The 23,720-nt window shown below is 70.6% G+C and carries 23 protein-coding genes; 9 read left to right on the top strand and 14 right to left on the bottom strand.

From position 1 onward, the window contains the following. Positions 1 to 28: 28 nt before the first annotated feature. From H2041_RS08920 to cydD, 4 genes are read right to left on the bottom strand one after another with little or no spacing between them, the layout of a single operon-like run. Positions 29 to 1,021, bottom strand: coding sequence for a zinc-dependent alcohol dehydrogenase family protein (locus H2041_RS08920; protein WP_293411776.1), 993 nt, complete (start codon positions 1,019 to 1,021; stop codon positions 29 to 31). Positions 1,022 to 1,051: 30 nt separating this feature from the next. Then, on the bottom strand, positions 1,052 to 1,510 hold the full coding sequence (locus H2041_RS08915) for an Hsp20/alpha crystallin family protein (protein ID WP_293411774.1): 459 nt from the start codon (positions 1,508 to 1,510) through the stop codon (positions 1,052 to 1,054). 41 nt (positions 1,511 to 1,551) lie between these two features. Continuing rightward, positions 1,552 to 3,198, bottom strand: a complete 1,647-nt coding sequence (locus tag H2041_RS08910) for an amino acid ABC transporter ATP-binding/permease protein (protein WP_293411772.1) — start codon at positions 3,196 to 3,198, stop codon at positions 1,552 to 1,554. Beyond that, the gene (cydD, locus tag H2041_RS08905) at positions 3,195 to 4,802 is read right to left on the bottom strand and encodes a thiol reductant ABC exporter subunit CydD (RefSeq protein ID WP_293411770.1); all 1,608 of its coding nucleotides are present in this window, start codon (positions 4,800 to 4,802) and stop codon (positions 3,195 to 3,197) included. Before cydD ends, H2041_RS08910 begins: the two co-directional genes overlap by 4 nt. 120 nt (positions 4,803 to 4,922) lie before the next feature. Here cydD and H2041_RS08900 point away from each other — a divergent pair, with 120 nt between their 5' ends. From H2041_RS08900 to H2041_RS08875, 6 genes are all read left to right on the top strand, one after another. Next, positions 4,923 to 6,494 (top strand): cytochrome ubiquinol oxidase subunit I, encoded by a 1,572-nt coding sequence (locus H2041_RS08900; protein ID WP_293411769.1) that lies wholly within the window; start codon positions 4,923 to 4,925, stop codon positions 6,492 to 6,494. Positions 6,495 to 6,506: 12 nt separating this feature from the next. Further along, on the top strand, positions 6,507 to 7,655 hold the full coding sequence (gene cydB, locus H2041_RS08895; protein WP_293411767.1) for a cytochrome d ubiquinol oxidase subunit II: 1,149 nt from the start codon (positions 6,507 to 6,509) through the stop codon (positions 7,653 to 7,655). A 17-nt stretch (positions 7,656 to 7,672) separates the two neighbouring features. Continuing rightward, entirely contained in the window at positions 7,673 to 7,780 is a 108-nt protein-coding gene (cydX, locus tag H2041_RS08890; protein ID WP_293411765.1) for a cytochrome bd-I oxidase subunit CydX, read from the top strand. Between the two features lie 85 nt (positions 7,781 to 7,865). Then, positions 7,866 to 8,528: a DUF1275 family protein gene (locus tag H2041_RS08885; RefSeq protein WP_293411763.1), complete on the top strand. Its 663-nt coding sequence runs from the start codon at positions 7,866 to 7,868 to the stop codon at positions 8,526 to 8,528. A gap of 43 nt (positions 8,529 to 8,571) precedes the next feature. Continuing rightward, positions 8,572 to 9,951, top strand: a complete 1,380-nt coding sequence (gene hemN / locus H2041_RS08880) for an oxygen-independent coproporphyrinogen III oxidase (RefSeq protein ID WP_293411761.1) — start codon at positions 8,572 to 8,574, stop codon at positions 9,949 to 9,951. A 59-nt stretch (positions 9,952 to 10,010) separates the two neighbouring features. Next, positions 10,011 to 10,919 (top strand): ribokinase, encoded by a 909-nt coding sequence (locus H2041_RS08875; RefSeq protein ID WP_293411759.1) that lies wholly within the window; start codon positions 10,011 to 10,013, stop codon positions 10,917 to 10,919. On the opposite strand, the gene H2041_RS08870 is transcribed toward H2041_RS08875, so the two are convergent. From H2041_RS08870 to H2041_RS08855, 4 genes are read right to left on the bottom strand one after another with little or no spacing between them, the layout of a single operon-like run. After that, on the bottom strand, positions 10,916 to 11,881 hold the full coding sequence (locus H2041_RS08870) for an AraC family transcriptional regulator (RefSeq protein ID WP_293411757.1): 966 nt from the start codon (positions 11,879 to 11,881) through the stop codon (positions 10,916 to 10,918). The genes H2041_RS08875 and H2041_RS08870 overlap by 4 nt on opposite strands. An 11-nt stretch (positions 11,882 to 11,892) precedes the next feature. After that, entirely contained in the window at positions 11,893 to 12,984 is a 1,092-nt protein-coding gene (locus H2041_RS08865; RefSeq protein WP_293411755.1) for an acetamidase/formamidase family protein, read from the bottom strand. Between the two features lie 22 nt (positions 12,985 to 13,006). Further along, positions 13,007 to 13,825 (bottom strand): 4,5-DOPA dioxygenase extradiol, encoded by an 819-nt coding sequence (ygiD, locus tag H2041_RS08860; RefSeq protein ID WP_293411753.1) that lies wholly within the window; start codon positions 13,823 to 13,825, stop codon positions 13,007 to 13,009. Then, entirely contained in the window at positions 13,822 to 15,024 is a 1,203-nt protein-coding gene (locus H2041_RS08855) for an SRPBCC family protein (RefSeq protein ID WP_293411751.1), read from the bottom strand. Before H2041_RS08855 ends, ygiD begins: the two co-directional genes overlap by 4 nt. A gap of 260 nt (positions 15,025 to 15,284) precedes the next feature. Here H2041_RS08855 and H2041_RS08850 point away from each other — a divergent pair, with 260 nt between their 5' ends. The 3 genes from H2041_RS08850 (at position 15,285) to H2041_RS08840 (ending at position 17,834) form a co-directional block, all read left to right on the top strand. Beyond that, positions 15,285 to 16,169, top strand: coding sequence for a TauD/TfdA family dioxygenase (locus H2041_RS08850; protein ID WP_293411749.1), 885 nt, complete (start codon positions 15,285 to 15,287; stop codon positions 16,167 to 16,169). 1 nt (position 16,170) lies between these two features. Then, complete coding sequence (locus H2041_RS08845) at positions 16,171 to 17,004, top strand: oxidoreductase (RefSeq protein WP_293411747.1); 834 nt, start codon at positions 16,171 to 16,173, stop codon at positions 17,002 to 17,004. Between the two features lie 170 nt (positions 17,005 to 17,174). Beyond that, positions 17,175 to 17,834, top strand: coding sequence for a glutathione S-transferase family protein (locus H2041_RS08840; RefSeq protein WP_293411745.1), 660 nt, complete (start codon positions 17,175 to 17,177; stop codon positions 17,832 to 17,834). A gap of 72 nt (positions 17,835 to 17,906) precedes the next feature. Here the strand turns inward: H2041_RS08840 and H2041_RS08835 are convergent, their stop codons facing one another. The 6 genes from H2041_RS08835 to H2041_RS08810 are packed head-to-tail and all read right to left on the bottom strand — an operon-like array spanning position 17,907 to position 23,670. After that, the gene (locus H2041_RS08835; RefSeq protein WP_293411743.1) at positions 17,907 to 18,719 is read right to left on the bottom strand and encodes a TauD/TfdA family dioxygenase; all 813 of its coding nucleotides are present in this window, start codon (positions 18,717 to 18,719) and stop codon (positions 17,907 to 17,909) included. Between the two features lie 11 nt (positions 18,720 to 18,730). After that, entirely contained in the window at positions 18,731 to 19,240 is a 510-nt protein-coding gene (locus tag H2041_RS08830) for a flavin reductase family protein (protein WP_293411741.1), read from the bottom strand. Then, positions 19,240 to 20,622: a peptidase M20 gene (locus tag H2041_RS08825; RefSeq protein WP_293411739.1), complete on the bottom strand. Its 1,383-nt coding sequence runs from the start codon at positions 20,620 to 20,622 to the stop codon at positions 19,240 to 19,242. The genes H2041_RS08830 and H2041_RS08825 overlap by 1 nt, the downstream gene beginning before the upstream one ends. Then, entirely contained in the window at positions 20,622 to 21,287 is a 666-nt protein-coding gene (locus H2041_RS08820) for a cysteine hydrolase (RefSeq protein ID WP_293411737.1), read from the bottom strand. Before H2041_RS08820 ends, H2041_RS08825 begins: the two co-directional genes overlap by 1 nt. Continuing rightward, on the bottom strand, positions 21,284 to 22,348 hold the full coding sequence (locus H2041_RS08815) for an LLM class flavin-dependent oxidoreductase (RefSeq protein ID WP_293411735.1): 1,065 nt from the start codon (positions 22,346 to 22,348) through the stop codon (positions 21,284 to 21,286). Before H2041_RS08815 ends, H2041_RS08820 begins: the two co-directional genes overlap by 4 nt. Positions 22,349 to 22,359: 11 nt before the next feature. Beyond that, on the bottom strand, positions 22,360 to 23,670 hold the full coding sequence (locus H2041_RS08810) for a CynX/NimT family MFS transporter (RefSeq protein ID WP_293411733.1): 1,311 nt from the start codon (positions 23,668 to 23,670) through the stop codon (positions 22,360 to 22,362). Between the last annotated feature and the right edge of the window lie 50 nt (positions 23,671 to 23,720).

Here is a 23,720-nt window from a genome sequence, read left to right as displayed (position 1 = left end):
GGTCCCGGCCGGATGCGGGTGCGGGCGTTCAGGGCGTGAGGACGGCGGCGCCGGCGAACCGGCCTGCGCGAAGGTCGTCCAGCGCCCGATTGGCCTCGGCCAGGGCGTAGGGCGTGACCTGCGGCCGCACTCCGGCCCGGGCGGCGAGCGGCAGGTACTCGACGGCGTCCTTCCGGGTCAGGTTGGCCACCGAGACGAGGCGGCGCTCCTCCCACAGCCAGGCATAGGGAAAGGACGGAATATCGCTCATGTGGATGCCGCCGCAGACGACCGTTCCCCCCTTCCGCACCGCCCGCAGGGCGACGGGGACGAGGGCGCCGACGGGGGCGAAGATCACCGCGGCGTCGAGGGGCTCGGGCGGGGCCTCGTCCGACCCGCCCGCCCAGCCGCACCCCAGAGCCCGCGCCAGGTCCTGGGCGGCCTGGTCCCCGGGTCGGGTGAAGGCGCAGACGGCCTGCCCCTCGCTCAGCGCCAACTGGGCCAGCAGATGGGCGGCCGCCCCGAATCCGTAGAGGCCGAGACGGCGCACAGGCCGCGCCTCGCAGGCCTTGCGCCAGCTGCGGTAGCCGATCAGGCCGGCGCACATCAGCGGCGCGGCCTCGACGTCGCCATAGAGGTCCGGGATCGGGAAGCAGAAGTCCGCTCGGACCACCACCTTTTCGGCATAGCCTCCGTCCCGCGTCCAGCCGTGGAATTCCGGCGCGTCGCAGAGATTCTCCTCGGCCGTGCGGCAATAGGGGCAGCGGCCGCACACCCCGCCCAGCCAGGCCGCCCCGACCCGCTGGCCGGTCTTCAGGCCGCCGACGCCGGGGCCCAGGGCTTCCACCACCCCGACGATCTCGTGGCCCGGCACTAGGTCCGCCCGCCGCTGCGGCAGATCTCCGTCAGCCACATGGAGGTCGGTGCGGCAGACGCCGCAGGCGCGCACGGCGAGACGGACCTCGCCGGGGCCCGGGCTGGGATCGGGCCGCTCGACCGCCCGCAGGAGCTGGCCCGGCCCAGGAAGGATCATGGCGCGCATCAAAACCTCCTGAACCGGGCCGCGCCGAGCTTACGCAGACTGCACAGGCACAGTCTTCTTCTCGATGTCGGGCCGCTTCGGGGCGACGATCTTCAGGACGCCGTGGCTCATGCTCGCCTTCAGCGCGCTCCCGTCGATGCTGCGCGGCAGGACGAAGGAGCGGGCGAACTCGCCATAGCTGCGCTCGAGGATGCGATAGTCGCTCTCCTTGCGCTCGCTCTCGGACTTCTTCTCGCCGGTGATGGTCAGGACGTCGCCCTCGACGGTGACCTTGACGTCCTCCTCCTTGAGGCCCGGCAGCTCCACGGAGATCTCCAGGCCCGCCTCGGTGTCGACGACGTCCATCCGCGGCGTCAGGCGCGTGTCGGAAAAGGACTCCCAGCCTTCGCCGAGTTCATCGAAGAGGCGGTTCATCTCGCGCTGGAGCGGACCGAAGGCCTGGCGGGTCAGGCGGGGAAACAACGATCTGGATTGCGACTGCGCGTTCATGACGGTTCCCTTTTGTGAAAGGCCGGCCATGCCGGCCGCCCCTACTCCTCGCCTGACGCCGCCGGCGCGCCTTGAGCTGCGTCAACCTGGGGCTGCGCGCCGCCGAGCCGCAGCGTCCGCGCGCAGAGGCGCAGCGGCGCGGGTCGATGGCTGATCAGGATCAGGCCCTGACCGGTGCGTTCGAGTCGGGCCGCCAGGCGGCCCACCACCAGCGCCTCGGCGGCCGGATCGAGCCCCTCGGTCGGCTCGTCCAGCACGAGGAAGGGCGCGGGACGCAGCAGGGCGCGGGCCAGCGACAGCCGACGGCGCTCCCCGCCCGACAGGCGCGCCCCGCCCTCCCCGATCCAGGAGTCGAGGCCCCGCGGCAGGGCCGCCACGCGATCCTCCAGCCCGGCGTCGGCCAGGGCCAGCCAGAACTCGGCGTCCCCGGCGCGCGGCGAGGCGAGCGCGAGGTTCTCGCGAACCGTGCCGGTCAGCAGCCGTGCGTCCTGCGGCGCATAGGCGAACTGGCTGCGGACAAAGGCGACATCCAGGCGGGCGAGCGGGGCGCCGGCGATGGCGAAGCCGTCGAGATCGGCGGTGCGCAGGCCCAGGAGCCGCTCGATCAGCCGCGTCTTGCCCGCCCCCGAGGCGCCCAGGATCGCCAGCCGCTCGCCCGGCCTCAGCTCCTCGCCCCCGGGCAGCCGGATGCGCCGCTCGCCGAACGGGTCGGCCATGGGGCTGGACGATCGTGCGACGTCGAGGATCTCGTCCAGGCGGCGCTCGGCCCCTTCGGCGGCGCCGGAACGCTCGAAGGCCTTGAGCACGCCTGCGGCGCCCTCGAGGGCGACCGAAGCGGCGAGGCCGGCCAGGGCGGCCAGCGGCGCGCCGGCTCCGGCGGCCGCCAGGATGACGGCCGCCACCGTCAAGCCGGTGATCGCCGCCTGCAGCGCGCCGAGCACGGCTTCGGCGTCGAGCGCGGCGAGCTGGGCCTCGCCCAGGGCCTCGTCCCGGTCGAGCACGGCGGCCAGAGCGGCGGCCTCCAGGTCGTAGCAGACGAGCTCCGGCCCTGCGGCCAGGTAGGCCGCCACGGCGTCCTTCAGGCGCCCGACCCCGGCCTGAGCCGCGCGGCCCGGTTCTTCGGCCAGCCGTCGCGCAAGCCCGCGTCCGAGGCCGATCAGGGCGACGAAGGCGGTCAGCAGGACCGCCGCGGCGATCGGGCTGGCCAGCGCCGTCAGGGCCAGGCCCGCAAGCATGGCCGCGCCCGCCGCCCAAGGGGCGGACAGGCGCACGAACATCGTCTCGACCGCATCGACGTCCTGCACCAGCCGCGCCGAGGCCTCCCCGGAGGACAGGGCGAGCGCGGTCTCCGGCCGCCCGGCGGCCAGCGCCCTGAAGAGGGCCGGCCGGATCTCCGCCAGGGCGTTGAGGGCCGCGGCGTGCCCGGCCAGCCGCTCGCCGTAGCGGGCGACCGTGCGCAGGATGGCCAGGAGCCGCACGCCGGCGCTGGGCAGCAGGTAGTTGAAGGCGAGCGCGGCGGCCTTGCCCGCGGCGCCGGCCGCCGCCGCCGCGGCGATGAACCAGCCCGAGAGGCCGAGCAGGAGGACCGAGGCCAGGGCGACGGCCGCCGCCGCCAAAGCCGCCTGGGCCAGCGCCGTTCCCTGGGCGCGGCGCTGCTGGCGGACGAGAGATCTGAGGGAACCCGTCATGCCAGGCGCACCACGTGATCGGCCTGTGCGGCCAGGCGTTCGGAGTGGGTGGCCAAGAGCACGGTGCGCCCCTTGGCCAGGTCGCGCAGGCGGGCGATGACCTCGTGCTCGGCGGCCTCATCCAGGTCTGCGGTGGGCTCGTCCAGCAGCAGGATGGGCGCCGGCTTGAGCCAGGCGCGCGCCAGACCGATCCGCCGCCGCTCGCCCCCCGAGAGCCCCGAGCCGCGCTCGTCGAGTTCCGTCGCCAGGCCGTCGGTCCGCTGGCGCAGCGCCGGCTCCAGGCCGGCCAGGCGCGCCGCCTGCGCCACCTCGCCGGGCGGCGCATCCGTCCGCCCGAGCCCGATGTTGTAGGCGATGGAGCCGGGGGCGAGGGCGGGCGTCTGGCCCGCCCATGCGACCGATCGGGCGACGGAGCGCACCTTCGAGATCGGGTGTTCGCCGACGAAAACCTCGCCGTCCGCCAGCGGCGCGGCGCCCACCAGCAGGGACAGAAGCGAGGTCTTGCCGGACCCGCTCGGCCCCAGGATCGCGGTGACCGCTCCGGCCGGGGCGGTGAAGCTGACGGGGCCGATCAGCGGTCCCTCCGGATGACGCACCGCAGCGCCCTCGAAGCGGATGGCGGGGGCCGCCTCGATGGCCGCGCTCGACGGCTCCGGCGCGCTCGGCCCGTCCAGCACGCCGGCCAGGCGCTCGGCCGCGGCCTGCCCCAGCTGCTTGTCGTGATAGGCCGCCGCCAGGCGCCGAAGCGGCAGATAGAGCTCCGGCGCCAGGGCGAGCACGAAAAGGGCGCGCGGCAGGTCGAGCTGCTCGGGCACGGGAAAGGGCAGCAGGCCCAGCAGGTTGAAGCCGCAATAGACCGCCACCAGCGCCACCGACAGGGCGGCGAAGAACTCCAGCCCCGCCGAGGAGAGGAAGGCGAACTTGAGCACCGCCAGGGTGCGGCGCGCGACGCCGCGCGCGGCGCCTTCGACCTTGGCCGCCTCGGCCTGTTCGGCCTGGAAGGCGAGCACCACCGGCAACGCCCGGACGCGGTCGACGAACAGGCCCGACAGATGGGCGAGCGCATCGAACTGTCGGCGCGAGGCCTCGGCTGCGGCCATGCCGGCCAGAGCCATGACGAGGGCGAAAGGCACGAGGGCGCTGATCAGGATCAGGGCGACGACCGGACTGGCGACGGCGATGGCCCCCAGGATCAGAACGGGCGTCAGGCGCGAGGCGAAGCCCAGCGGCTCGAAGCGGGCGAACCAGCCGTCCAGCGCCTCCACCTCGTCGACGACGGCGGCCACGCGCTCGCCCAGGCTGGCCGCCTGTCCCGGCGGCGTGCGCAGGGCCGCCCGCATCAACCGCTCGCGCAGGAAGCGCTTCAGCCGCCGGGCGCGCACGGCGCCCAGGCGCGAGGCGGCGAAGACCGCGCCGGCCCGGATCAAGGCTCCGCCGACGATGAGGGCGTACCACGGCCACTGCGCCGCGCCGGCCGCCGGCAAGGCGCCGACGGCGAGCGCCAGGCCGAGCGCGAAGGCGACCGCCCCGGCGCCGTCGGCGACCCACAGGAACCCGGCGAAGGCGAGCGGCGGGGCGGTCGCCTCCTTAAGCTGCGCTTTCAAGGGGAAAACCATGATCAGCCGTCCCCTACAGCCTGGCCGTCGGGTTGATTGTGATCTGCATCAAGGCGGGGAAGGCTCCGGAAACATAGCGATCAGCGAATATACAAGGAGTCCCTCCCCATGGACCTCGCCGTCGTCGAGCTCTCGCGGCTCCAGTTCGCCCTGACCGCGATGTATCACTTCCTCTTCGTGCCCCTCACCCTCGGTCTCTCCTTCATGCTGGTCATCATGGAGAGCATCTACGTGATGACCGGCCGCCAGATCTGGCGGACCATCACGCGGTTCTGGGCCACCATCTTCGGCATCAACTTCGTGCTCGGTGTCGCCACCGGCATCACAATGGAGTTCGAGTTCGGGACCAACTGGTCCTACTTCTCGCACTATGTGGGCGACATCTTCGGCGCCCCCCTGGCCATCGAAGGCCTGATGGCCTTCTTCCTCGAAGCCACCTTCGTCGGCCTGATGTTCTTCGGCTGGGACAAGCTTTCGAAGCTCGCCCACCTGGGCGTCACCTTCATGGTGGCCCTGGGCTCGAACCTCTCGGCCCTGTGGATCCTGGTGGCCAACGGCTGGATGCAGAACCCGGTGGGTTCGGCCTTCAATCCTGAGACCATGCGGATGGAGATCGTCAACTTCCAGGAGGTGATCTTCAATCCGGTCGCCCAGGCCAAGTTCGTCCACACGGTCAGCGCCGGCTATGTGCTGGCCTCGGTCGTCGTGCTGGGCATCTCGGCCTTCTACCTGCTGAAGGAACGCCATCGGGCCTTCGCGATCCGCTCGTTCACGGTGGCCGCGGCCTTCGGCCTGGCCTCCTCGCTCTCGGTGGTCGTCCTGGGCGATGAGTCGGGCTACGCCCTTACCGACAACCAGAAGATGAAGCTGGCCGCCCTGGAAGCCATGTGGGAGACCGAGGCTGCGCCGGCCGGCCTGACCCTCTTCGGCCTGCCCAACCTTGAAGACCGCCAGACCCACGCGGAGTTCAAGGTGCCCTATGTCCTGGGCCTGATCGCCACGCGGAGCATCGACCGGCCGGTGGAGGGCATCCTCGACCTGGTGGCGGTGGCCGAAAGCCGCATCGAGTCGGGCGTCATCGCCTATGACGCGGTGGAGACGCTCAAGACCGATCCGACCAACCTGGCCGCGCGCGAGCAGTTCGAGCGCCACAAGCGGGACCTGGGCTACGCCCTGCTGCTGAAGCGCTACACCGACGACCCCCGCGAGGCCGACGCCGCGATGATCTCCACGGCCGCCTGGGACACGGTGCCGGATGTGCCGGTGATGTTCTGGTCGTTCCGCATCATGGCCGGCATCGGCTTCCTGATGATCGCCTTCTTCGCCACGGCCTTCATCCTGGCCTCCATGCGCCGGCACGAGACCCGCTGGTTCCTGCGTCTGGCGGTGGCGATCATCCCCCTGCCCTGGATCGCCGCCGAGCTCGGCTGGGTCCTGGCCGAGGTCGGCCGCCAGCCCTGGGCCATCGAGGGCGTCCTGCCGACCTTCCTGGGCGCCTCCAGCCTGACCGTGCCGCAGCTGTGGACGACGATCGCGGGCTTCACCCTCTTCTACGGCGTGCTCGCCGTCATCGAGGTCGGCCTGATCCTCCACACCGTCAAGAAGGGTCCCTACGCCAGGAGCGAGGACCAGCATCCCGCCGACGAGCCCGTGGGCCCCGTGCCCATGGCCGCCGAGTAAAGGAGCCTCACCATGGATCTTCCGATCGACTACGCGACGCTCCGCGTCATCTGGTGGGGCCTGATGGGCGTCCTGCTCATCGGCTTCGCCCTCACCGACGGCTTCGACCTCGGGGTCGCCGCCCTCCTGCCCTTCGTCGGCCGCAACGACGCCGAGCGCCGGCAGGTGATCAACACCATCGGCCCGACCTGGGAAGGCAACCAGGTGTGGTTCATCCTCGGCGGCGGCGCGATCTTCGCCGCCTGGCCCTTCGTCTACGCCGTCAGCTTCTCGGGCTTCTACCTCGCCATGTTCCTGGTGCTCTCGGCGCTGATCCTGCGCCCGGTGGGCTTCAAGTACCGCTCCAAGCGGCCGAGCCGAGCCTGGCGCGCCTTCTGGGACTGGGGCCTGTTCGTCGGCGGCTTCGTCCCGGCGCTGGTCTTCGGCGTGGCCGTGGGCAACGTGCTGCAGGGCGTGCCCTTCCGGCTCGACGGCGATCTGCGCTCCTTCTACGAGGGCCCCTTCCTCGGCCTCTTCACCCCCTTCACCCTGGTGTGCGGACTCCTGTCGGTCGCCATGCTGCTGACGCACGGCGCGGCCTGGCTGACCATCAAGGCCGACCATGGGCCCGTGCGTGACCGGGCCCGGACCATCGGCTCCGTCACGGCGCTGGCCTCGGTCGCGCTGTTCGCGGTGGGCTTCGCCTTCGTGAAGTTCGGCGGCCTCGGCTTCCGCCTCGAAGGCGCGGCGGACATGGCCGGTCCGTCAAACCCGCTCCGGTCGAACACCGTGGCCGCCGCCGGCGCATGGCTCGACAACTTCGCCGCCTACCCCTGGATGATCGCGGCTCCGGCGCTGGGCTTCCTCGGCGCCTTGGCGGCCTTCCTCGGGATCCGCGCAGGCAAGGAGCCGCTGGCCTTCGGCGGCTCGTCCCTCGCCGCAGTGGGCATCATCTCGACCGTCGGGCTGTCGATGTTCCCCTTCATCCTGCCCTCGAGCATCGATCCCAAGTCGAGCCTGACGGTCTGGAACGCCTCCTCCAGCCACACGACGCTCTTCCTGATGCTGATCGTCACGGCGATCTTCCTGCCGATCGTGCTCGCCTACACGGCCTGGGTCTTCAAGGTGCTGTGGGGCCGGGTCTCGCTTGGCGAACTGCGCACCAATCCCGACCTCTACTGAACCGAAGGAGCCTTCCCATGTGGTACTTCGCCTGGATTCTCGGGGTCGGCCTCGCCGTCGCCTTCGGCATCCTCAACGGACTGTGGCACGAATTCGGACTGCCGATCGACGACGACGCCGAATAGGCCTGATCGGACGCATCGCCACGTTTCGGCCCGGCGCCTCGGAAGGGCGGCGCCGGGCCGCTTCGTCGTTCAAGAGACTGGATCTGTGAGACGCCTCGACCGCCGCGCCCGCCTCTTCGCCATCGTGCTCGCCGCGGCCGCCGGCTATGTGGACGCCGCCGGCTTCCTGATGACGGGCGGCTTCTTCGTCTCCTTCATGAGCGGCAACTCGACGCGGCTGGGCGTGGGGCTTTTCCGGGGCGCCGAGGAGGCCCTGATCGCCGGCGGCCTGATCGCCGCGTTCGTCTCCGGCGTGGTGATCGGGGGCGTCCTGCGCCGCGTCGTCGCCGGCCGCCCGGAAGCCGCGATCCTGTCCGTTCTGGCCGGGGCGCTGGCGGGGGCCGGCGTCCTGGCGGCGCAAGGCTGGCCCCTGCCCGCGGCCCTGCTCCTGGCCTGCGCCATGGGAGCGGAGAACCTGATCTTCGCCCAGGGCGGCGAGGTCCGGGTCGGGCTGACCTATATGACCGGGGCCCTGGTGAAGGTCGGCAAGGGGCTTGCCGCGGCGATCTTCGGCGAGGATCGCGGGCCCTGGCTGCCCGACCTGATGCTCTGGGCCGGGCTGGTGGCGGGCGCCGCCGGCGGAGCGGTCGCCTACGACCGACTCGGCGCGCCGGCCCTGTGGCCCGCAGCGGGCGCGATGGCGGTGCTGGCCGCGCTGTCATTCTCGGTCTTCCCCCGCGGCGCCGCGGCGGAGCCGTCGCGGGTTTGATCTGCGTCACGGCGGCGGCGGGCGGTCCGCGCAATCTGCGCCCATGACCGTCGTCTACAATCCCCAAGCCCCCGCCGACGCGCACCTGATCGCCAAGTACGATGGGCGCGCGCCCCGCTACACCAGCTACCCGACTGCGGTGCAGTTCACGCCGGAGGTCGACGAGAAGACCTATCGCGCCTGGCTGGCGCAGTTGCCGGTCACGGCGCCGGTCTCGGTCTATCTGCACATCCCCTTCTGCACGCGGCTGTGCTGGTACTGCGGCTGCAACACCCGCGCGGTCAGCCGGCATGAGCCGGTGCGCGACTATGTGGACCTGATGATGCGGGAGCTCGCCACGCTCGAGCAGGCCCTGCCCGGCAAGCTCGCGGTCGGTGACATCCACCTGGGCGGCGGCACGCCCAACATGCTGAATGTCGAAGAGCTGGGGATCATCTTCGGCAACCTGCGCCACGTCTTCCACGTGGCCGAGGACGCCGAGATCGCCGCCGAGCTCGACCCGGCCGTCCTGTCGCGGGACTGGATCAAGGCCGCGGCCTGGCACGGCCTGTCGCGCGCCAGCCTGGGGGTGCAGAACCTCAGCCCCGAGGTGCAGCAGGCGGTCAATCGCCAGGAGTCCTTCGAGGACATCGCCGACTGCGTCGCCGCCCTGCGCGAAGCCGGCGTGCGTTCGGTCAATCTCGACCTGATGTATGGCCTGCCGAACCAGACCACGCGCAACACGCTGTCGACCATCGACGCGGTCCTGACCCTGCGGCCGGAGCGGCTGGCCCTCTTCGGCTACGCCCACGTGCCGTGGATGAAGGCTCACCAGCAGCTGATCGACGAGGCCGCCCTGCCCGGGCCGGCCGAACGCCTGGAGCAGAGCGAGGCCGCCGCCGAGCGGCTGCAGGCCGAGGGCTATGTCCGCATCGGCCTCGACCACTTCGCCCTGCCCGAGGACGAGCTGGCCAAGGCCGCCGTGGAGAAGCGGCTGCACCGCAACTTCCAGGGCTACACCACCGATGCGGCCCGCACCCTGCTCGGACTTGGCGCTTCGGCCATCGGCACGACGCCCGGCGGCTTCGTGCAGAACATCGCCCAGGAGCTCGGCTGGCGCCACGCGGTGGCCGACGGCAAGCTGCCCATCGCCCGCGGCGTCGCCGTCACCGACGAGGACCGCTTCCGCGCCGACATCATCGAGCGGCTCATGTGCGACCTCGAAGTCGTGCTGCCGGAGGTGTGCGAACGGCACGGCCGCGGCATGACCGAGCTTCGCGCCGCCATCGCCCGCTTCGAGGACTTCCGCCAGGACGGCCTGCTGGAGTGGGACGGCCGCACCCTGAAGGTGACCCCGCGCGGGCGCCTGCTGGTGCGCTCCATCTGCGCCCTGTTCGACGCCTATCTGGCGCCGGACGCCCAACGACACGCCAAGGCCATCTGAGCCGCTGACATTTCACCGCCGGCGCCCTAGGCCTGCCCGCAGTCGAAGCGGGGGAAGCCATGAGCGTCTGCGTCCTGGGCGGCATCAATCTGGACCATGTGGCCTCGGTGGCCGAACTGCCCCGCTGGGGCGAGACGGTGGCGAGCCATGAACTGGCGCAGTTCCCAGGCGGCAAGGGCGCCAATCAGGCCGTGGCGGCCGCGAAGCTCGGGGCCCAGGTGCGCCTGCTCGGCGCCGTCGGCCAGGATGCGGCCGGCGACTTCATGCTGGGGGTGCTGGAAGAGGCCGGCGTCCAGACCGCAGGCGTCCTGCGCGCCAGGGACCACCCGACGGGCCAGGCCTTCATCACCCTGGATCGTGCCGCGCGGAACATGATCGTGGTGGCGGCCGGCGCCAACGCCCTCTTCGGGCCGGAGCTGGCGGGCGCCGCCGACCTGGGCGGCGCAGGCGTGATCCTCACCCAGTTCGAGGCGACCCTTGACGCCATCGAGGCGGTCTTCGCCCGCGACGAGGCCAGGGGCGCGGTCAAGATCCTCAACACCGCCCCGGCCCTGGCGGAGGGCGCCCGCCTCCTGGCGCTCGCCGACATCCTGATCCTGAACGAGAGCGAGCTCGCCCGCTTCGCCGGCCTGGAGGCCGAACCGGCCGACGCCGACCAGGCCGCTGCGGCGGCCCGGCGGCTGGCGGCGCCGCATCAGACGGTGATCGCCACCCTGGGCGCGGCTGGCGCGGTGGCGGTGCGCGGCGACGAGGTCTTCCGCGCCGCCGGAGTCAAGCAGCCGGCCGTCGACACCACCGGCGCCGGGGACTGCTTCTGCGGGGCGCTCGCCGCCGCCCTGGACGAAGGGGTCGACTTGGCGAAGGCCATGCGGTTCGCCAACGCCGCAGCGGCGCTTTCGGTGACACGGCGGGGCGCGGCGGCCTCGATGCCGACGCGGGCGGAGGTGGAGGCGATTCTAGCCGCCTAAGCCGCTTCCGCCTCGCCGCCCGCCGCCGCGCGACGGTATTCTCGCGGGGTCACCCCGTAGGCGCTGCGGAAGGCGCGGCTGAAATGGGCCGAGCCGTTGAAGCCCCAGCGGAAACAGATCTCTGAGATCGAGAGTTGGGCGCAGGCCGGGCTCGCCAGGTCCGCGCGGCAGCGCTCCAGCCGCCGGGCGCGGACATAGCCGGTGAAGCTCTGCCCTTGGCTGGCGAACAGCTTCTGCAGGTAGCGAGGCGAGACGCCGTCCTCGTCGGCGACGCGGCGCAAGGTCAGGTCCGGTTCGGCGAGCAGGATCTCGATGGTCTGGCGCACCCGCCGCATCTGCACCGCCCGCGCGCCCTCGGCCCCGCCGCGCGCGGCGGGATCGCCGTCCTGGGCCAGGCAGGCGACGAGGAACTCGGTCAGCGCCAGCTCCACGGGGCGCAGCTGGTCGCTGCTCAGTTCGTCCAGAGCCTCGGCCGTGGCCCGCAGCAGGCCGGAGAAGACATGGTTCACCCCCTCGCCCGCCGCCAGGTGGCCGATCCGCAGCGCCGAGGGCGCCAGCAGGCGGTGGTCCAGCGCCAACCTGGGCGCGGTGATGAAGAGCAGCTTGAAGCGCGTCGTCAGGCGCAGGCCCGCCGTCTGGCCCGTCGGGCCATAGACGATGTCCCCCGCCGCGACGGGCATCTCCCGCACGCCGTCGGAGAGGATCGCCTCGCCCTCCAGCAGGACGGCGAGCCAGACCGCGGCCGGCTGGTCGGGATTGCGGCCGGAGATCTCCTGCGGCGTGGAGGCGACGACGGCGAACTCCACCCCCATGGGCGAGGTCAGGCTGGAGACCTGGGCGTGGAAGGCGCCTTCGGCCGGCAGATCGCCGACGGGCAGGCGCAGGCGCTCCATGGCCTCGCGCCAGGCGGCCCGGCGCTCAGGCTTCAGATAGGCGTCGGTGGTGAACTGCCAGGCCTTCAAGCGTCCTCGCTCTAGCTCGGGTCCTTGACGCTCCCCTTGGCCGGGAAGATGCCGCGCGGCATGCGCACGTGGATGCCCTGGGTCCCGTCCACCACCTGGGTGATGGCGAAGTCCGAGGCCACGCTCATCAGCGAATAGGCGTCGTTGCGCGACAGGCCCTGATGCTCGTGGAGCAGGTGGAGCATGTCCAGCGACGCATTCTTCATGGCCTGGTTCAGGTCCGGGTCGAAGCCGTGGACGATCCAGTAGTTGGGGGTCTCCAGCAAGGGCGAAGGGAAGCTGAAGTCCTTGCGCAGGATGATCTGCATCAGGACGTTCAGCGAGGCCTCGATGGCCGTGCCCGAAATCTCCCCGTCGCCCTGGCTGACATGCGGGTCGCCGATGGAGAAGAGCGCGCCTTCGACCTGGACCGGATAGTACATCGTGGCGCCGGCCCCGATGCGCCAGTTGTCGATATTGCCCCCGTGCAGGCCAGGCGGAATGGTGCTGACCCGGCCCTTCACGTCCGGGGCGACGCCGGCGGTGCCCAGGTGCGGACGGACGGGCACGCGCACGCCCGGCAGGGCCGACTGGCGGTCGCAGACGGGGCAGCTGGTGATGGTCCCGGGGACCAGATACTTGCCGGGAAAATCGTAGGCGTAGAGGGCGCTGGCCGTATTGGCGTTGGGGTCCAGCTCGTAGATGGTCACCCGCTCCTTCTGGCCGAACTCCTCGTAGAGGTGGCCCCAATTGGCCGCCAGGTTCGAGCCGTAGTTGCAGCGCGGCGTCATCTTCAGATAGCGCACCTCGAGCATGTCGCCGGGCTGCGCGCCCTCCACGAAGATCGGGCCGGTCATGATGTGGACGCCGGGATTGCGGTCGGCCTCCGGGATCTCGCGGAAGATGGCGGTCACCGCCTCGTCCATCATCAGCTCGGGATCGTCGCCCGCGTGATGGGTGATGGCCTCGGCCTGGACGAGGTCGCCGCTCTTGATCCTTAGGGACGGGCCGCGGGCCGGGTCGAAATAGCCCCAGTGCACCGTCTTGGGCGTCGCATTCAGGGTGTGCAGCGCGGTCGGCAGGGTGTCGGCGCGGGTCTCGGCCGGTTCGCAGATGAAGGCCATCGGGTCCCCCTTGGAATACGGATCAGGCGGCCTGGGCGGCCGGCGCGCGGCTGTCGAGCATGAGGCTGGTCATGCTGAGCGAGCCGTGTTCGATGTGGTCGGGGCCGAAGACCGCCCGGTCGCCGGGCAGGCGCGCGCCCAGCACATAGAGCAGCGGCCAGTAGTGGTCCGGCGTCGGCACGGACTTGGCCGCAGCCTCCCCCAGGGCCTCGAAGCCCACCACCTTTTCCGGCTCGTCATGGGCGATGGCGCTGCGGATCGCGTCGTTGAAGGCTTTGGCCCAGTCATAGGGCGCGCAGTTCCGGTCGCCCCAGTCCATGGCCGGCAGGTTGTGGACGATGTTGCCGGTGCCGACGATCAGGATGCCCTCGTCGCGCAAGGGCGCGAGCTTTCGGCCCATCTCGTAGTGCCAGGCCGGCGGCTTGGCGGCGTCCATGGAAAGCTGGACGACGGGCACGTCGGCCTTGGGATAGGCCTTGCAGAGCACCGACCACGTCCCGTGGTCGAGACCCCAGTTCTGGTCCTGAACGACCGGCAGGGGCGCCAGCGCCTCGGCCACCCGGCGGGCCAGCGCCGGATCGCCCGGCGCCGGGTACTGCACGTTGAACAGGGCCTGCGGGAACGAGGCGCCGAAGTCGTGGATCGTCCTCGGCCGGTCCATGGCCGTGACGCCGACGCCGCGGGTCAGCCAGTGGGCGGAGACGCAGAGGATGCCGCGCGGCTTGCCGATGGACTCCCCCATCGCCTCCCAGGCCGCGGTTGTGGCGTTGGTCTCCAGCGCGATCATCGGGCTGCCGTGCCCGAAGAAGACCACCGGCAGGCGTTCGCTCCCGCCGCTCATGCCGGAACGCCTTGACCGGCGTCGGCGCGCATCGCCTTCCAGGTCTGCTGATAGCGCGGCGTCAGCCAGCGATTGAAGGCGATCTGGGCGCCTTCCTGCCAGGAATAGCGGCCGCGGATGGCGAAGCGGGAACGCAGGCCCGCCTGGACGAGGCCGTCGACGTGCAGGTCCTGGCTGATGATGGCCCCGGCGGCGGCCATGTTCATGGCCAGCTTGTGCTCGAAGGCCGGGTCCTCCATGGCGCCCGGGGCGAACAGCAGGCCGGTGTCCATCTCGTGGCTCTCGGGCCCGTCGGCGCGGACGATCAGATAGATGACCATGTCGCTCGTCACCACCAGCGACAGGGTCGGCGGGATGTTGGCGAAGGTCATCCGGTTGCGCTCCACGTCGCTGAGGCCCGGAAAGACCGGCAGCAGGGCGCGCTGCGTGGCGTTGAAGCTGGCGTCGGGATGCAGCGTGCCGTTGAAGCGGAGATATCCCGCCGCCCCTTCCGGCGGATCGGGGAAGACGGATTGGGCGCTGGGCACGAAGTCGTGCAGCGGCCCCTGGTGCAGGCGGCTGGCGTGATAGCCGTCGTTGTTGTTCTCGAACATCACCTTCCAGTTCCAGGGGAACTTGGCGGCGGGGTCCGGGCGGGGGCCGACCGCGTTGGCGAGATCGTAGCCGGCCAGGGCCTCGGCGATGTCGGCGACGCGGGGCGCCAGCGGGGCGGCGTTCTCGTCGAAATTGACGAAGATGAAGCCCAGCCAGACCTCCACCTTGAAGCGCGGCAGGGCGATCTTCGTCTTGTCGAAGCCGCAGGTCTTCTCCATGGCCGGCGCGTTCACCAGCTTGCCGTCCAGGCCGTAGGTCCAGTGGTGGTAGGGGCAGACGAAGCCGCGAGCGTTGCCGTGGCCCTCGGCCACCAGCATCGCCCGGTGCTGGCAGACCGAGCTCATGGCCACCAGTTCGTTCTGGCGCGTGCGGGCCACCACGATGGGCTCGCCGATGATCGAGGTGGTGAAGTAGTCGCCGGGCTCGGCCACCCAGGACTCGCGGCCCACGCAGAGCCATTCGTGATTGAACACCGCCTCCTTCTCGAACTCGTAGAAGCCGGCGTCCACATAGCAGGCGGGCGGCAGGGTCTCGGCGGTCTCGAACCCCTCCATGGAGGTCGAAAGGCCGTCGAAGAAGGCGTCGGTGAGTATCGGCTTGGTCATGGTCTTGACCCTCGGCTCTGCGGTCGGTCGAGGCCTTCACGCTATGGGCGGCGGCAAGGGCGGTCTTGCTCCTGCGCGCACGACAACTTGGCCGGCGCAGGGTCGGTGGGCCCCGTCGCCCGGTTTGCAGGCGCTGGTGGTCAGAGCCTGGTCAGGCCGCGTGCGACCGCCCGCCTCCGGGGCAAGCAAACGTGCGCGGACGGACAAGACGGGGCGCGCCCCCGGCCCTAGGGTGGCGGCAGACCTTCGGGAGCTGCGCCATGACCACCGCCGTCCAGACCAAGCCGGGCCAGATCGAGACGAGAGAGCTGAAGCCGGGCTTCGGCGCCGAGTTGCTCGACGTCGACCTCGCCACCGCCGACGCGGCGACCCTGGCCGGCGTGGTGGACGCCTTCCACCGCCACGGCGCCATCCTGCTGCGCGACCAGACGCTGGATCCGGGCCAGCTCACCGCCTTCGTGGCCAATTTCGGCGAGCCGGAGGATCACACCCAGCGGCAGTTCACCCTGCCCGGTTATCCGAAGGTCTTCGTGCTCTCCAACCGGGTCGTCGACGGCAAGCCCATCGGCGCCCACAACGACGGCGTCGGCTGGCACACCGACTATTCCTACAAACCCGAGCCGGTCATGTGCACCATGCTCTATGCGGTCGAGGTTCCGGACGAAGGTTCCGACACCCTGATCGCCGACGGCTGCGCGGCCTGGAACGCGCTGTCGCCCGAGCAGCAGGCCAGGCTGGACGGGCTGAAGCTGCATCACAGCTACCAGTACTTCATGGCCACCCGCGAATTCGGCCGCCAGGAGCTGTCGGAGGAGATGAAGGCGGCCAATCCCGACGTGGAGCACCCGCTGATCCGCACCCATCCGGCCGACGGGCGCAAGGCGCTGTGGCCCTCCACCGGCACGGTCACCCACGTGGTCGGCATGGACAAGGACGAGGCGGAGAAGGCGCAGGGGCTGAAGCTGGTCGACGAGCTGGTGGAGTTCCTGACCCAGGACCAGTTCGTCTATCGCCACAAGTGGCGGGTGGGCGACGTGCTCATGTGGGACAACCGCTGCACCCTGCACACCGGCACCCTCTACGACGACACCAAGTACTTCCGGACCATGCACCGCCTGTGGGCCAAGGGCGACGCGCCCTACTGACATGGCGCGCACCTGGTTCATCACCGGCGTCAGCGGCGGCCTGGGCCGCGCGCTGGCGCAAGCCGCGCTCGAGGCCGGCGACATCGTGGCGGGCACGGTCCGCAAGGCGGCCGACGCCGGCGCCTTCGAGGGCCTCTCGCCCAACGCCCACGCCTATCTCGCCGACGTCACCGACGAAGCCGCGGTGCAGGCCGCCGTCGCGGGGGCCGAGGCCCTGGCGGGCGGCATCGACATCCTGGTCAACAACGCCGGGTACGGCCTGACCGGCGCGATCGAGGAAGTCAGCCTCGCCGAGGCCCGCGCCCAGTTCGAGGCCAATGTCTTCGGCCCGCTGGCCGTCCTGCGCGCCGCCCTGCCCGGCCTGCGCGCGCGGCGGTCGGGCCATGTGATCAACATCACCTCGGTCAGCGGCCTGGCCGCCTGGGCCGGCACGGGGATCTACTGCGCCAGCAAGTTCGCCCTGGAAGGCATCGGCGAGACCCTGGCCCAGGAGGTCGCGCCCCTGGGGATCAAGGTGACCAATGTGGCGCCCGGCGGCCTGCGCACGGCCTATGCCGGCGCCTCCCTCACCCGCGCCGGACAGGTGATCGAGGACTATGCCGAGACCGCCCACCTGGCGCCCCGGCTTCTCGCCGAGCACGCCGGCCAGGAAAGCGGCGACCCGGCCCGCGCGGCCGCCGCCATCCTGAAGATCGCCGGCGCCGAAAACGCCCCGCTGCACCTGCTGCTCGGCCAAGACGCCCTACACTACGCGATGCGGAAGATGGGCCAGATGACCACCGAAATCGGCGACTGGGCCGGCCTCTCCACCAGCATCGCCTTCCCGGACGCGTGACGGCTAACCCCTTGTCCGTCTCGCCCCCCGCCGCGGCGCCTGACGGCGTCGCGGCGGAGCTCTTCGGGGCCGGCCGCGATCGACATTCTTGAGACCTTGTCGGGCGGTGCTGAGTTGTAGCGTCCTTGTTTCACACGGCCCGGCGGGCGGCGAACAGGGAGGCGCGGCCCATGAGCGAACTGACCATCTGGACGTATGATTGGGTTCCCGAGGGCCCGCGCGGCTTTGTGCGCGACCTGCGGCTGCGATGGGCCTGCGAAGAGGCGGGACTGGCCTACACGGTCCGCACCGTTCCCTTTGAAGGCAGGGGGCCACAGCATCTCGAGCGCCAGCCGTTCGGCCAGGTTCCGTTTCTGGACGACGGCGGACTTCAGATCTTCGAAAGCGGCGCCGGCCTGTTGCATCTCGCCCGGAAGAGCGAGGCGCTGTCGCCCGCCGACCCTGCCGGGGCAGCTGAAACGCTTCAGTGGACGGTCGCAGCGCTGAACTCGGTCGAGATGGTCAGTGTGCCCTGGTGGTTCCTGAGCATTTCCGGCGTCGAGGACAACAGGCTGGCCGGTTGGCTCGGCCAGCGGCTCGACCGCCTGGAGGAGATCCTGAAGGACCGGGAATGGCTCGTCGCGGGCCGCTTCACAGTCGCAGACCTGTTGATGGCCGATGTGCTGAGGGTTCCGCTCGTCCGTGGCTTCGGCGACAGGCCGGCGAGCGAAGCCTATGTCGACCGCGCGACGCGCCGCCCCGCCTTCCGGAAGGCTCTGGCAGACCAGATCGCGCATTTCGAAGCCGCCGACGCCGAACGCAAGCCCAAGGGCGCGGGTCCAGCGGCATAGCCTGTGACCCTGCTCGCGCTCGTGGGCCTCGTGCTCAGCTGCTTCGGTTGGCGTCCTGCGCGCTGAGTTTTCTCAGAACGGCTTATCCCCCGCCACCGTGACCCGGAAGCCTGACCGGGTGTCCGGGAAGTAGTCCCAGATGGCCTGGTGCCAGGTGCAGCGGTTGTCCCAGAAGGCGACCGAGTTGGGGCGCCAGCGGAAGCGGACCTGGTAGTTCGGGTTCATGCAGTGGACGTAGAGGAATTTCAGGATGGCCTCGCTCTCGTCGTCCGGCAGGCCCACGATGTGGGTCGTGTAGGACGGGTTCACGAAGACCAGCTTCTTGCCCGTCACCGGATGGGTGCGGATCACCGGGTGGATCGAGCGGTTGTACTTGCGGTCCAGGTCCGGGAAGAGGCGCTGATAGACCGGGTTGGCGTCGTGGACGGCCTCCAGCCCCTCCAGATAGACCTTCATCTTCTCCGACAGGCTGTCATAGGCGTCGTACATCGAGGCGAAGACGGTGTCGCCGCCGCTGTCGGGCACGACCCGCATGTAGAGGATGGAGCCCAGCGGCGGCTCCGGATCGCAGGTCAGGTCCGAATGCCAGTTCTCGCCGGCCACGAACTTGGACTCGGCGTCGGCGTGGATGGCGACGATCTCCGGATGGCCCTCGATGCCGGGAATGGCCGAGTGGATGGCCAGCTCGCCGAACAGGCGCCCGAAGGACTTGTGCGCGTCGTGGTCCATCTCCTGGTCGCGGAAGAAGAGGACCTGGTGGCGGGCCAGCGCCTCGCGCAGCTCGGCCGTCTGTCGGTTGGAGAGCGGCTTGCCCAGGTCGATGCCGAACACCTCGGCGCCGATGCGCCGGGTCACGGGCTTCACGTCGAGGACTTCGTATCCCATGGCTTGTCGTCCTATTGGCCGAGGAAGCGGCCCTGGCAGTAGATCAGCGGCTCCCCGGGCTGGCTGCGGATGGAAAGCCCCCGCCCGATGAGGATGTCGTGGTCGCCGGCCGCGTGCAGCGAGTGCAGCCGGCAGTCGATATTGGCCAGCGCGCCCGGGATGTGCGGCGCGCCCAGGCCGCCGGGCTCGCACTCCAGATCCTGGAAGCGGTCGACGGCGCCGGGACCGGCGAAGGTCTTGGCCAGGTCGCCCTGCCCCGCGGCCAGGATGTTGATGCAGAAGTTGCCCGCCTTGCGCACCGCGGCCCGCGTGCGGCTCTTGTGGTCCAGGCAGACCAGCAGCAGCGGCGGATGCAGGGAGACCGAGGAGAAGGCGCTGACCGTGGTGCCCACGGGGCGGCCCTCGTCCAGGGTGGTGACGATGACCACGCCGCTGGCGAAGGCGCCCATGGCCTGTTTCCAGTCGTCGGGCGCAAAGCCGCCGCCGACCTCCACGTCGCCGAATGCGAGGGGACCCGCCATCAGTCGTTCCCGAAGGGGTTGTCGCCATAGACGGGCGCGCGGTGAGCCTTGGCCGCGACATTGTCGGCCCTGCCGCAGACGGCGAGCGCGGTCAGCGCATAGACGAGCGCGCTGTCGGTGAGGTCCTTCGGCGAGGGACGCCAGCGCTTGAAGCCGGTGGTGATGGCGGGAATGCGTTGCATGTTGAAGACGTTATGGTCCCGCCACATGCTTGAATAGACCGGCGCGGCCCGCTGCACCGGATGGCCCAGCGACAGGCGGGTGGCCGCGTCCACCGCGCCGACCAGGGGCGCCACCTCGGCGGCGTCGGCCTCGAAGCCGTGGCGGACGACCACAGGCTCGATGTCCACCTCGCCCACGCCCGCCGCGCGCGCCATGCGCTCGAGCGAATGCTGGACCTCGGCGATGCGCTGGCGAGGGTTCAGGCCCACCTCCAGATAGAGGTTCACCAGCTCCGTCCCCGCGCCGAAGGCGTAGGGAATGCCGCCGCGGACCGAGGCGATCTGGGCCTTGGGCAGGGCGACGCCGCCGGCGCTCTCATAGGCGCTCTCGGCCTCGTACCTGCGGCTCCACTCGTGGATGGCGTCGGTGAGCGCGCCCAGGCGGTAGATCGGGTTGGGGTGGTCGGCCGACGTCTCCGGCTGGCTCAGCAGCGGGGTGAAGACCCCCTCCCCCCACAACCGGATGCGGAAGACGGCGTAGCCGCAGCCCACCCAGGTGAGGCCGTAGTCGCAGCCCTCGGCGGCGATGGCGTAGTCGGGCGCGACCCCGCCGTGATGGAACAGGTAATGGGCGCCGATATCCTTGCCCATATAGTCGACGCCGCGATGCTCCTCGATCGGCTCGGGCCCGATCTCGCCGGGACAGGCGGTCAGGTAGAGCTTGCCGGCCAGGTCGTAGCCCGCGGTCTTCAGCGCCTTGGCGGCGATGAGGAAGCAGGTCATCGGCCCGCGGTCGTTGGCGATGGGATAGCCGTAGAGGACGCCGTCCTCGAGCCAGCACTTCTCCCACTCCGGATTGGCCAGGGTCTCGGCGCGGTACTTGTAGGCGTCGAGGTCGGGGTTCCAGGTCGGCGCCTCGGTGTCCAGGTGGGCGGTGAAGAGCAGGTTCTTGCCCTCGCCTGCGCCGCCATAGGTCCCGATGATGTTGTTGCGCTGCGGCGTCGCCCCGACCTTGCGGGGATTGAACCCCTCCCTGGCCATCCAGTCGTAGACGAAGTTGCCCGCCTCGAACTCGTGCCCCGCCGGGCTCGGAATATTGCCCAGCGCCAGGGCCAGCTCGACGGCCTCGGTCTCGTCGATGGCCGCGGCGATGGCGGCCCGGTCGGCGTCGGTGACGGCGAAGGGCGCCTGCGCGCCGGGCAGTTGGACTCCGTCGGCCATTACGCGGCCTCCTCCCAGGCGGCGACCACCTGGTCGGTGTCGACCAGGATCGCGCAGTTGAGTTCGAGCGACTTGAGCGCCGCTTCGTGGACGTCGGGCTCGTAGGCGGCGCAGGCGTCGCGGGCTACGAACACGTGGTAGTCGAGGTGGAACGCGTCGCGGACCGTGCAGTCCACGCAGCATTCGGTGGTCAGGCCGGCCACCACCAGGGTGTCCACCTTCAGCCCCTTCAGCACCCCGTCGAGATCGGCCTGGTGGAAGCCGCTGTAGCGCGCCTTTTCCACCACAGGCTCGCCCGGCAGAGGCTGGGGGCCGTAGAAGTCGACGCCGCGCGTACCGGCGCGGCACAGGCCGGAGTCGCTCTCCGCATCCCCGCCGCGACGGCGCATCCGCTCGCGCCAGGCGACGGAGTCGGTCTCCTTGCGCGTCACCAGGGCGACGAAGACGACCGGCGTCCCCGCCTTCCGCGCCGCGGCCGCCAGGGCCTGCGCCTTCTCCAGGGCCGGCGGAACGGCGGACAGGTCCACGCCCCACTGGCCGATCTGGCCGTCCGGCGCGGCGAAGTCGACCTGCATGTCGATGATGACGAGGGCCGTCCGCGCGGGCGCGATCCAGGCGCTCAGCCCGTCTCGCGCGCCGGCCCCGGCTTGGGCCGCGGCGTTCATGCGAAGGCCGAGCGCAGGCCGGGCAGGATCTCCGCGCCGAACATCTTCAGGCCCTCCACATAGTCGGGGAAGATCAGCATCAGCCCGTCGAGCTGAGCGAATTCCACATACTCCTGCACCTGCTCGGCGCAGGTGGAAGGCGAGCCCACGGCGGTGTGGGTCATGAAGGCGCCCTGCTGTTTGGCGACCACGTCGAGCTTGTCGGCCGGCACGCCCCAGCTGCGCAGCATCTCCAGGATGGCGCCCATGTCGGTCCCGGTCTTGTAGTGCTCGACCATGGCCTCGGCTTTCGCGTCGGTCTCGCCGTGGACGATGGTGCACATGGCGTAGGTCTTGATCGACTTGCCGAGCTCCTCGGCCACCTTCTTGGCGCGCAGGGAGTTGTCGCGGCGCTCTTCCGGCGTGCGGCCGCCGATGAAGCAGATGTCGGCCTCGCGCACGGAGAACTGGAAGCCGCGATCGGACTGGCCGGCGCAGATCAGCTCGGGCCGCGGCCGCGACAGCGGCTTGGGGTTCGACTGGGCGTCCTTCATGGTGAAGAAGCGCCCCGCGTGATCGACGCTCTCCTCCTTCCACAGGCGCTTGACGATCGCCGTCCATTCCTCGGTGAGCGCGTAGCGGGCGTCGTGGTCGAGGCTGTCGTCCCACATGCCCATCTGGTCGAACTCGGCGCGATAGGCGCCCGCCACGATGTTGAGGCCCGCGCGCCCGCCGCTGATGTGGTCGAGCGTGGCGATCATCTTGGCCGTCACCGCGGGGTTCTGCAGCAGCGGATGGACGGTGGCCCAGATCTTCACGTTCTTGGTGGCCTCGGCGATGCCGGCCATCATGGTCACCGACTCCAGCGAGTGGCCCCAGTGGTTGGTCTCGCCGCCGAAGCCGCGCCACTTGCCCATGGACATGACGAAGTCCATGCCCACCTCGTCGGCGGTGATCGCCGCCGCACGGTTCTGGGTCCACAGGTCGTCGAGCGGCGGCGAGGTCTTGGAGATGATCCAACCGCCGTTGGCCACCGGCAGGAAGACGCCGAATTCCTTGTTGGGGGAGGGCTTCTGATACATGGCGCGCGCCTTTAGACAGGATCGTTGATCAGGCCGGCCGGGACCGCGGCGCCCTCGCCCGCCCTCTTCATCTGCGGCGGGCGCATGAAGAGCGAGGCGACGAAGACGCCGGCGGCCACCAGGCCGAAGAGCTGGAAGGTGGGCGAGAAGCTGCCCAGCAGGTCGCGCAGCGAGCCGCCGATCAGCGGACCGAGCGCGGAGACCGCTCCGACGAGGCAGACCGTGGAGAAGATCTCCAGATTGTTCTGCCGGCCGTAGTAGTTGAGCAGGAGGATGGTCACGGCGAGCGCGGTCAGGCCGAAGCCGACGCCTGTGCCGATGGCGTAGACGATCATCAGGGCGTAGCTGTCGGCCACGCTGAGGGCCAAGGACCCCATGCCAAGCGCCCCGACCGCCAGGATCAGCAGCCACTTCGGATCGATCCGATCCCCGATAAAGCCCCCGCCCAATCGGGCGACGGTGGCCATAAGGCCTTCCAGGCTCAGCATGCCGGCCGCCACGCCGGCGGCGACGCCCCGCTCGGTCAGGTGCGCCACCGAAAGGCTCGACACCGTCACGCCGGACAGCAGGTGGACGAAGTAGGCCGCCACCAGGATGTAGAACTGCACCGTCCCCATGGCCTGCTTCAGCGTCCAGTCCTGGACCGTGCGGTACACCGCCAGAGGCGCGGTCTGGGGCGCGGCCGCAGCCGCTTCGGCCTCGGCCTTCACAGCCGCGTCGATCCTTTCCGAGGAGGCGCGCAGCCAGGCGCTGCTCGGGATCAGCAGGGAGCAGAGGACGCCGATGGCGAGCGCGGCGATCGCCTGCAGCGCCCAGAAGGGCCGCCATGCGCCGCCGGTCAGCTCCATGACGGCCAGCGCCATCATCGGGCCGGCCACGCCGCCCAGGCCGCCAAGGGTGAAGTAGAGGCCAAACGCCATGGCCCGCTTCTGGAACACCGCCGCCAGGACATGCGTGCCCGGGATCAGGGCCATCAACTGGTAGGCCACGCCGCACAGCGCCGTGCCGAGGAAGTAGATCCAGACGTTGGGCGTCGCATAGAGGCAGAGGAAGCCCGCCGCCATGACCGCCGTGCCCAGCAGCAGGGCTGCACGGACGCCGAACCTGCGGATGACGATGGGCGGGAACCAGGCCGAGCCGCCGCAGCAGGCGCCCAGCAGGGTGAAGCCCAGGCCCGCCTGGGCCCAGCTCCATTTCTGGTCGGCGACCATGGCCGGCAGGACGACGCCCAGAGACGAAAAGGTCGCGCCCGAGATCAGGAACAGGAGCAGGCTGAAGACGCCCAGGAGCACCCAGGGACGCAGCGATTCCAGTCGGGGCATGTCATGCCTCCTCGAAACTCACAGAGCGGTCCGCCGGCCGGCCCGGCCGG

Origin of the sequence: Phenylobacterium sp. (assembly GCF_013911965.1) — a bacterium.
Taxonomy (GTDB): Bacteria; Pseudomonadota; Alphaproteobacteria; order Caulobacterales; family Caulobacteraceae; genus Phenylobacterium.
The sequence above is the reverse complement of the archived record's forward strand: the minus strand, read 5'-3'. Positions and strand labels throughout refer to the sequence as shown.

Bases quoted from the DNA above. Each gene is read 5' to 3' on its own strand.
- H2041_RS08815 (WP_293411735.1), bottom strand. From the start codon at position 22,348: ATGTATCAGAAGCCCTCCCCCAACAAGGAATTCGGCGTCTTCCTGCCG.
- H2041_RS08830 (WP_293411741.1), bottom strand. From the start codon at position 19,240: ATGGCGGGTCCCCTCGCATTCGGCGACGTGGAGGTCGGCGGCGGCTTT.
- H2041_RS08835 (WP_293411743.1), bottom strand. From the start codon at position 18,719: ATGGGATACGAAGTCCTCGACGTGAAGCCCGTGACCCGGCGCATCGGC.
- ygiD (WP_293411753.1), bottom strand. From the start codon at position 13,825: ATGAGCGGCGGGAGCGAACGCCTGCCGGTGGTCTTCTTCGGGCACGGC.
- cydB (WP_293411767.1), top strand. From the start codon at position 6,507: ATGGATCTTCCGATCGACTACGCGACGCTCCGCGTCATCTGGTGGGGC.
- H2041_RS08910 (WP_293411772.1), bottom strand. From the start codon at position 3,198: ATGACGGGTTCCCTCAGATCTCTCGTCCGCCAGCAGCGCCGCGCCCAG.
- H2041_RS08840 (WP_293411745.1), top strand. From the start codon at position 17,175: ATGAGCGAACTGACCATCTGGACGTATGATTGGGTTCCCGAGGGCCCG.
- hemN (WP_293411761.1), top strand. From the start codon at position 8,572: ATGACCGTCGTCTACAATCCCCAAGCCCCCGCCGACGCGCACCTGATC.
- H2041_RS08810 (WP_293411733.1), bottom strand. From the start codon at position 23,670: ATGCCCCGACTGGAATCGCTGCGTCCCTGGGTGCTCCTGGGCGTCTTC.
- H2041_RS08820 (WP_293411737.1), bottom strand. From the start codon at position 21,287: ATGAACGCCGCGGCCCAAGCCGGGGCCGGCGCGCGAGACGGGCTGAGC.
- H2041_RS08845 (WP_293411747.1), top strand. From the start codon at position 16,171: ATGGCGCGCACCTGGTTCATCACCGGCGTCAGCGGCGGCCTGGGCCGC.
- H2041_RS08850 (WP_293411749.1), top strand. From the start codon at position 15,285: ATGACCACCGCCGTCCAGACCAAGCCGGGCCAGATCGAGACGAGAGAG.
- H2041_RS08825 (WP_293411739.1), bottom strand. From the start codon at position 20,622: ATGGCCGACGGAGTCCAACTGCCCGGCGCGCAGGCGCCCTTCGCCGTC.
- H2041_RS08915 (WP_293411774.1), bottom strand. From the start codon at position 1,510: ATGAACGCGCAGTCGCAATCCAGATCGTTGTTTCCCCGCCTGACCCGC.
- H2041_RS08900 (WP_293411769.1), top strand. From the start codon at position 4,923: ATGGACCTCGCCGTCGTCGAGCTCTCGCGGCTCCAGTTCGCCCTGACC.
- H2041_RS08920 (WP_293411776.1), bottom strand. From the start codon at position 1,021: ATGCGCGCCATGATCCTTCCTGGGCCGGGCCAGCTCCTGCGGGCGGTC.
- H2041_RS08875 (WP_293411759.1), top strand. From the start codon at position 10,011: ATGAGCGTCTGCGTCCTGGGCGGCATCAATCTGGACCATGTGGCCTCG.
- H2041_RS08865 (WP_293411755.1), bottom strand. From the start codon at position 12,984: ATGGCCTTCATCTGCGAACCGGCCGAGACCCGCGCCGACACCCTGCCG.
- cydX (WP_293411765.1), top strand. From the start codon at position 7,673: ATGTGGTACTTCGCCTGGATTCTCGGGGTCGGCCTCGCCGTCGCCTTC.
- H2041_RS08855 (WP_293411751.1), bottom strand. From the start codon at position 15,024: ATGACCAAGCCGATACTCACCGACGCCTTCTTCGACGGCCTTTCGACC.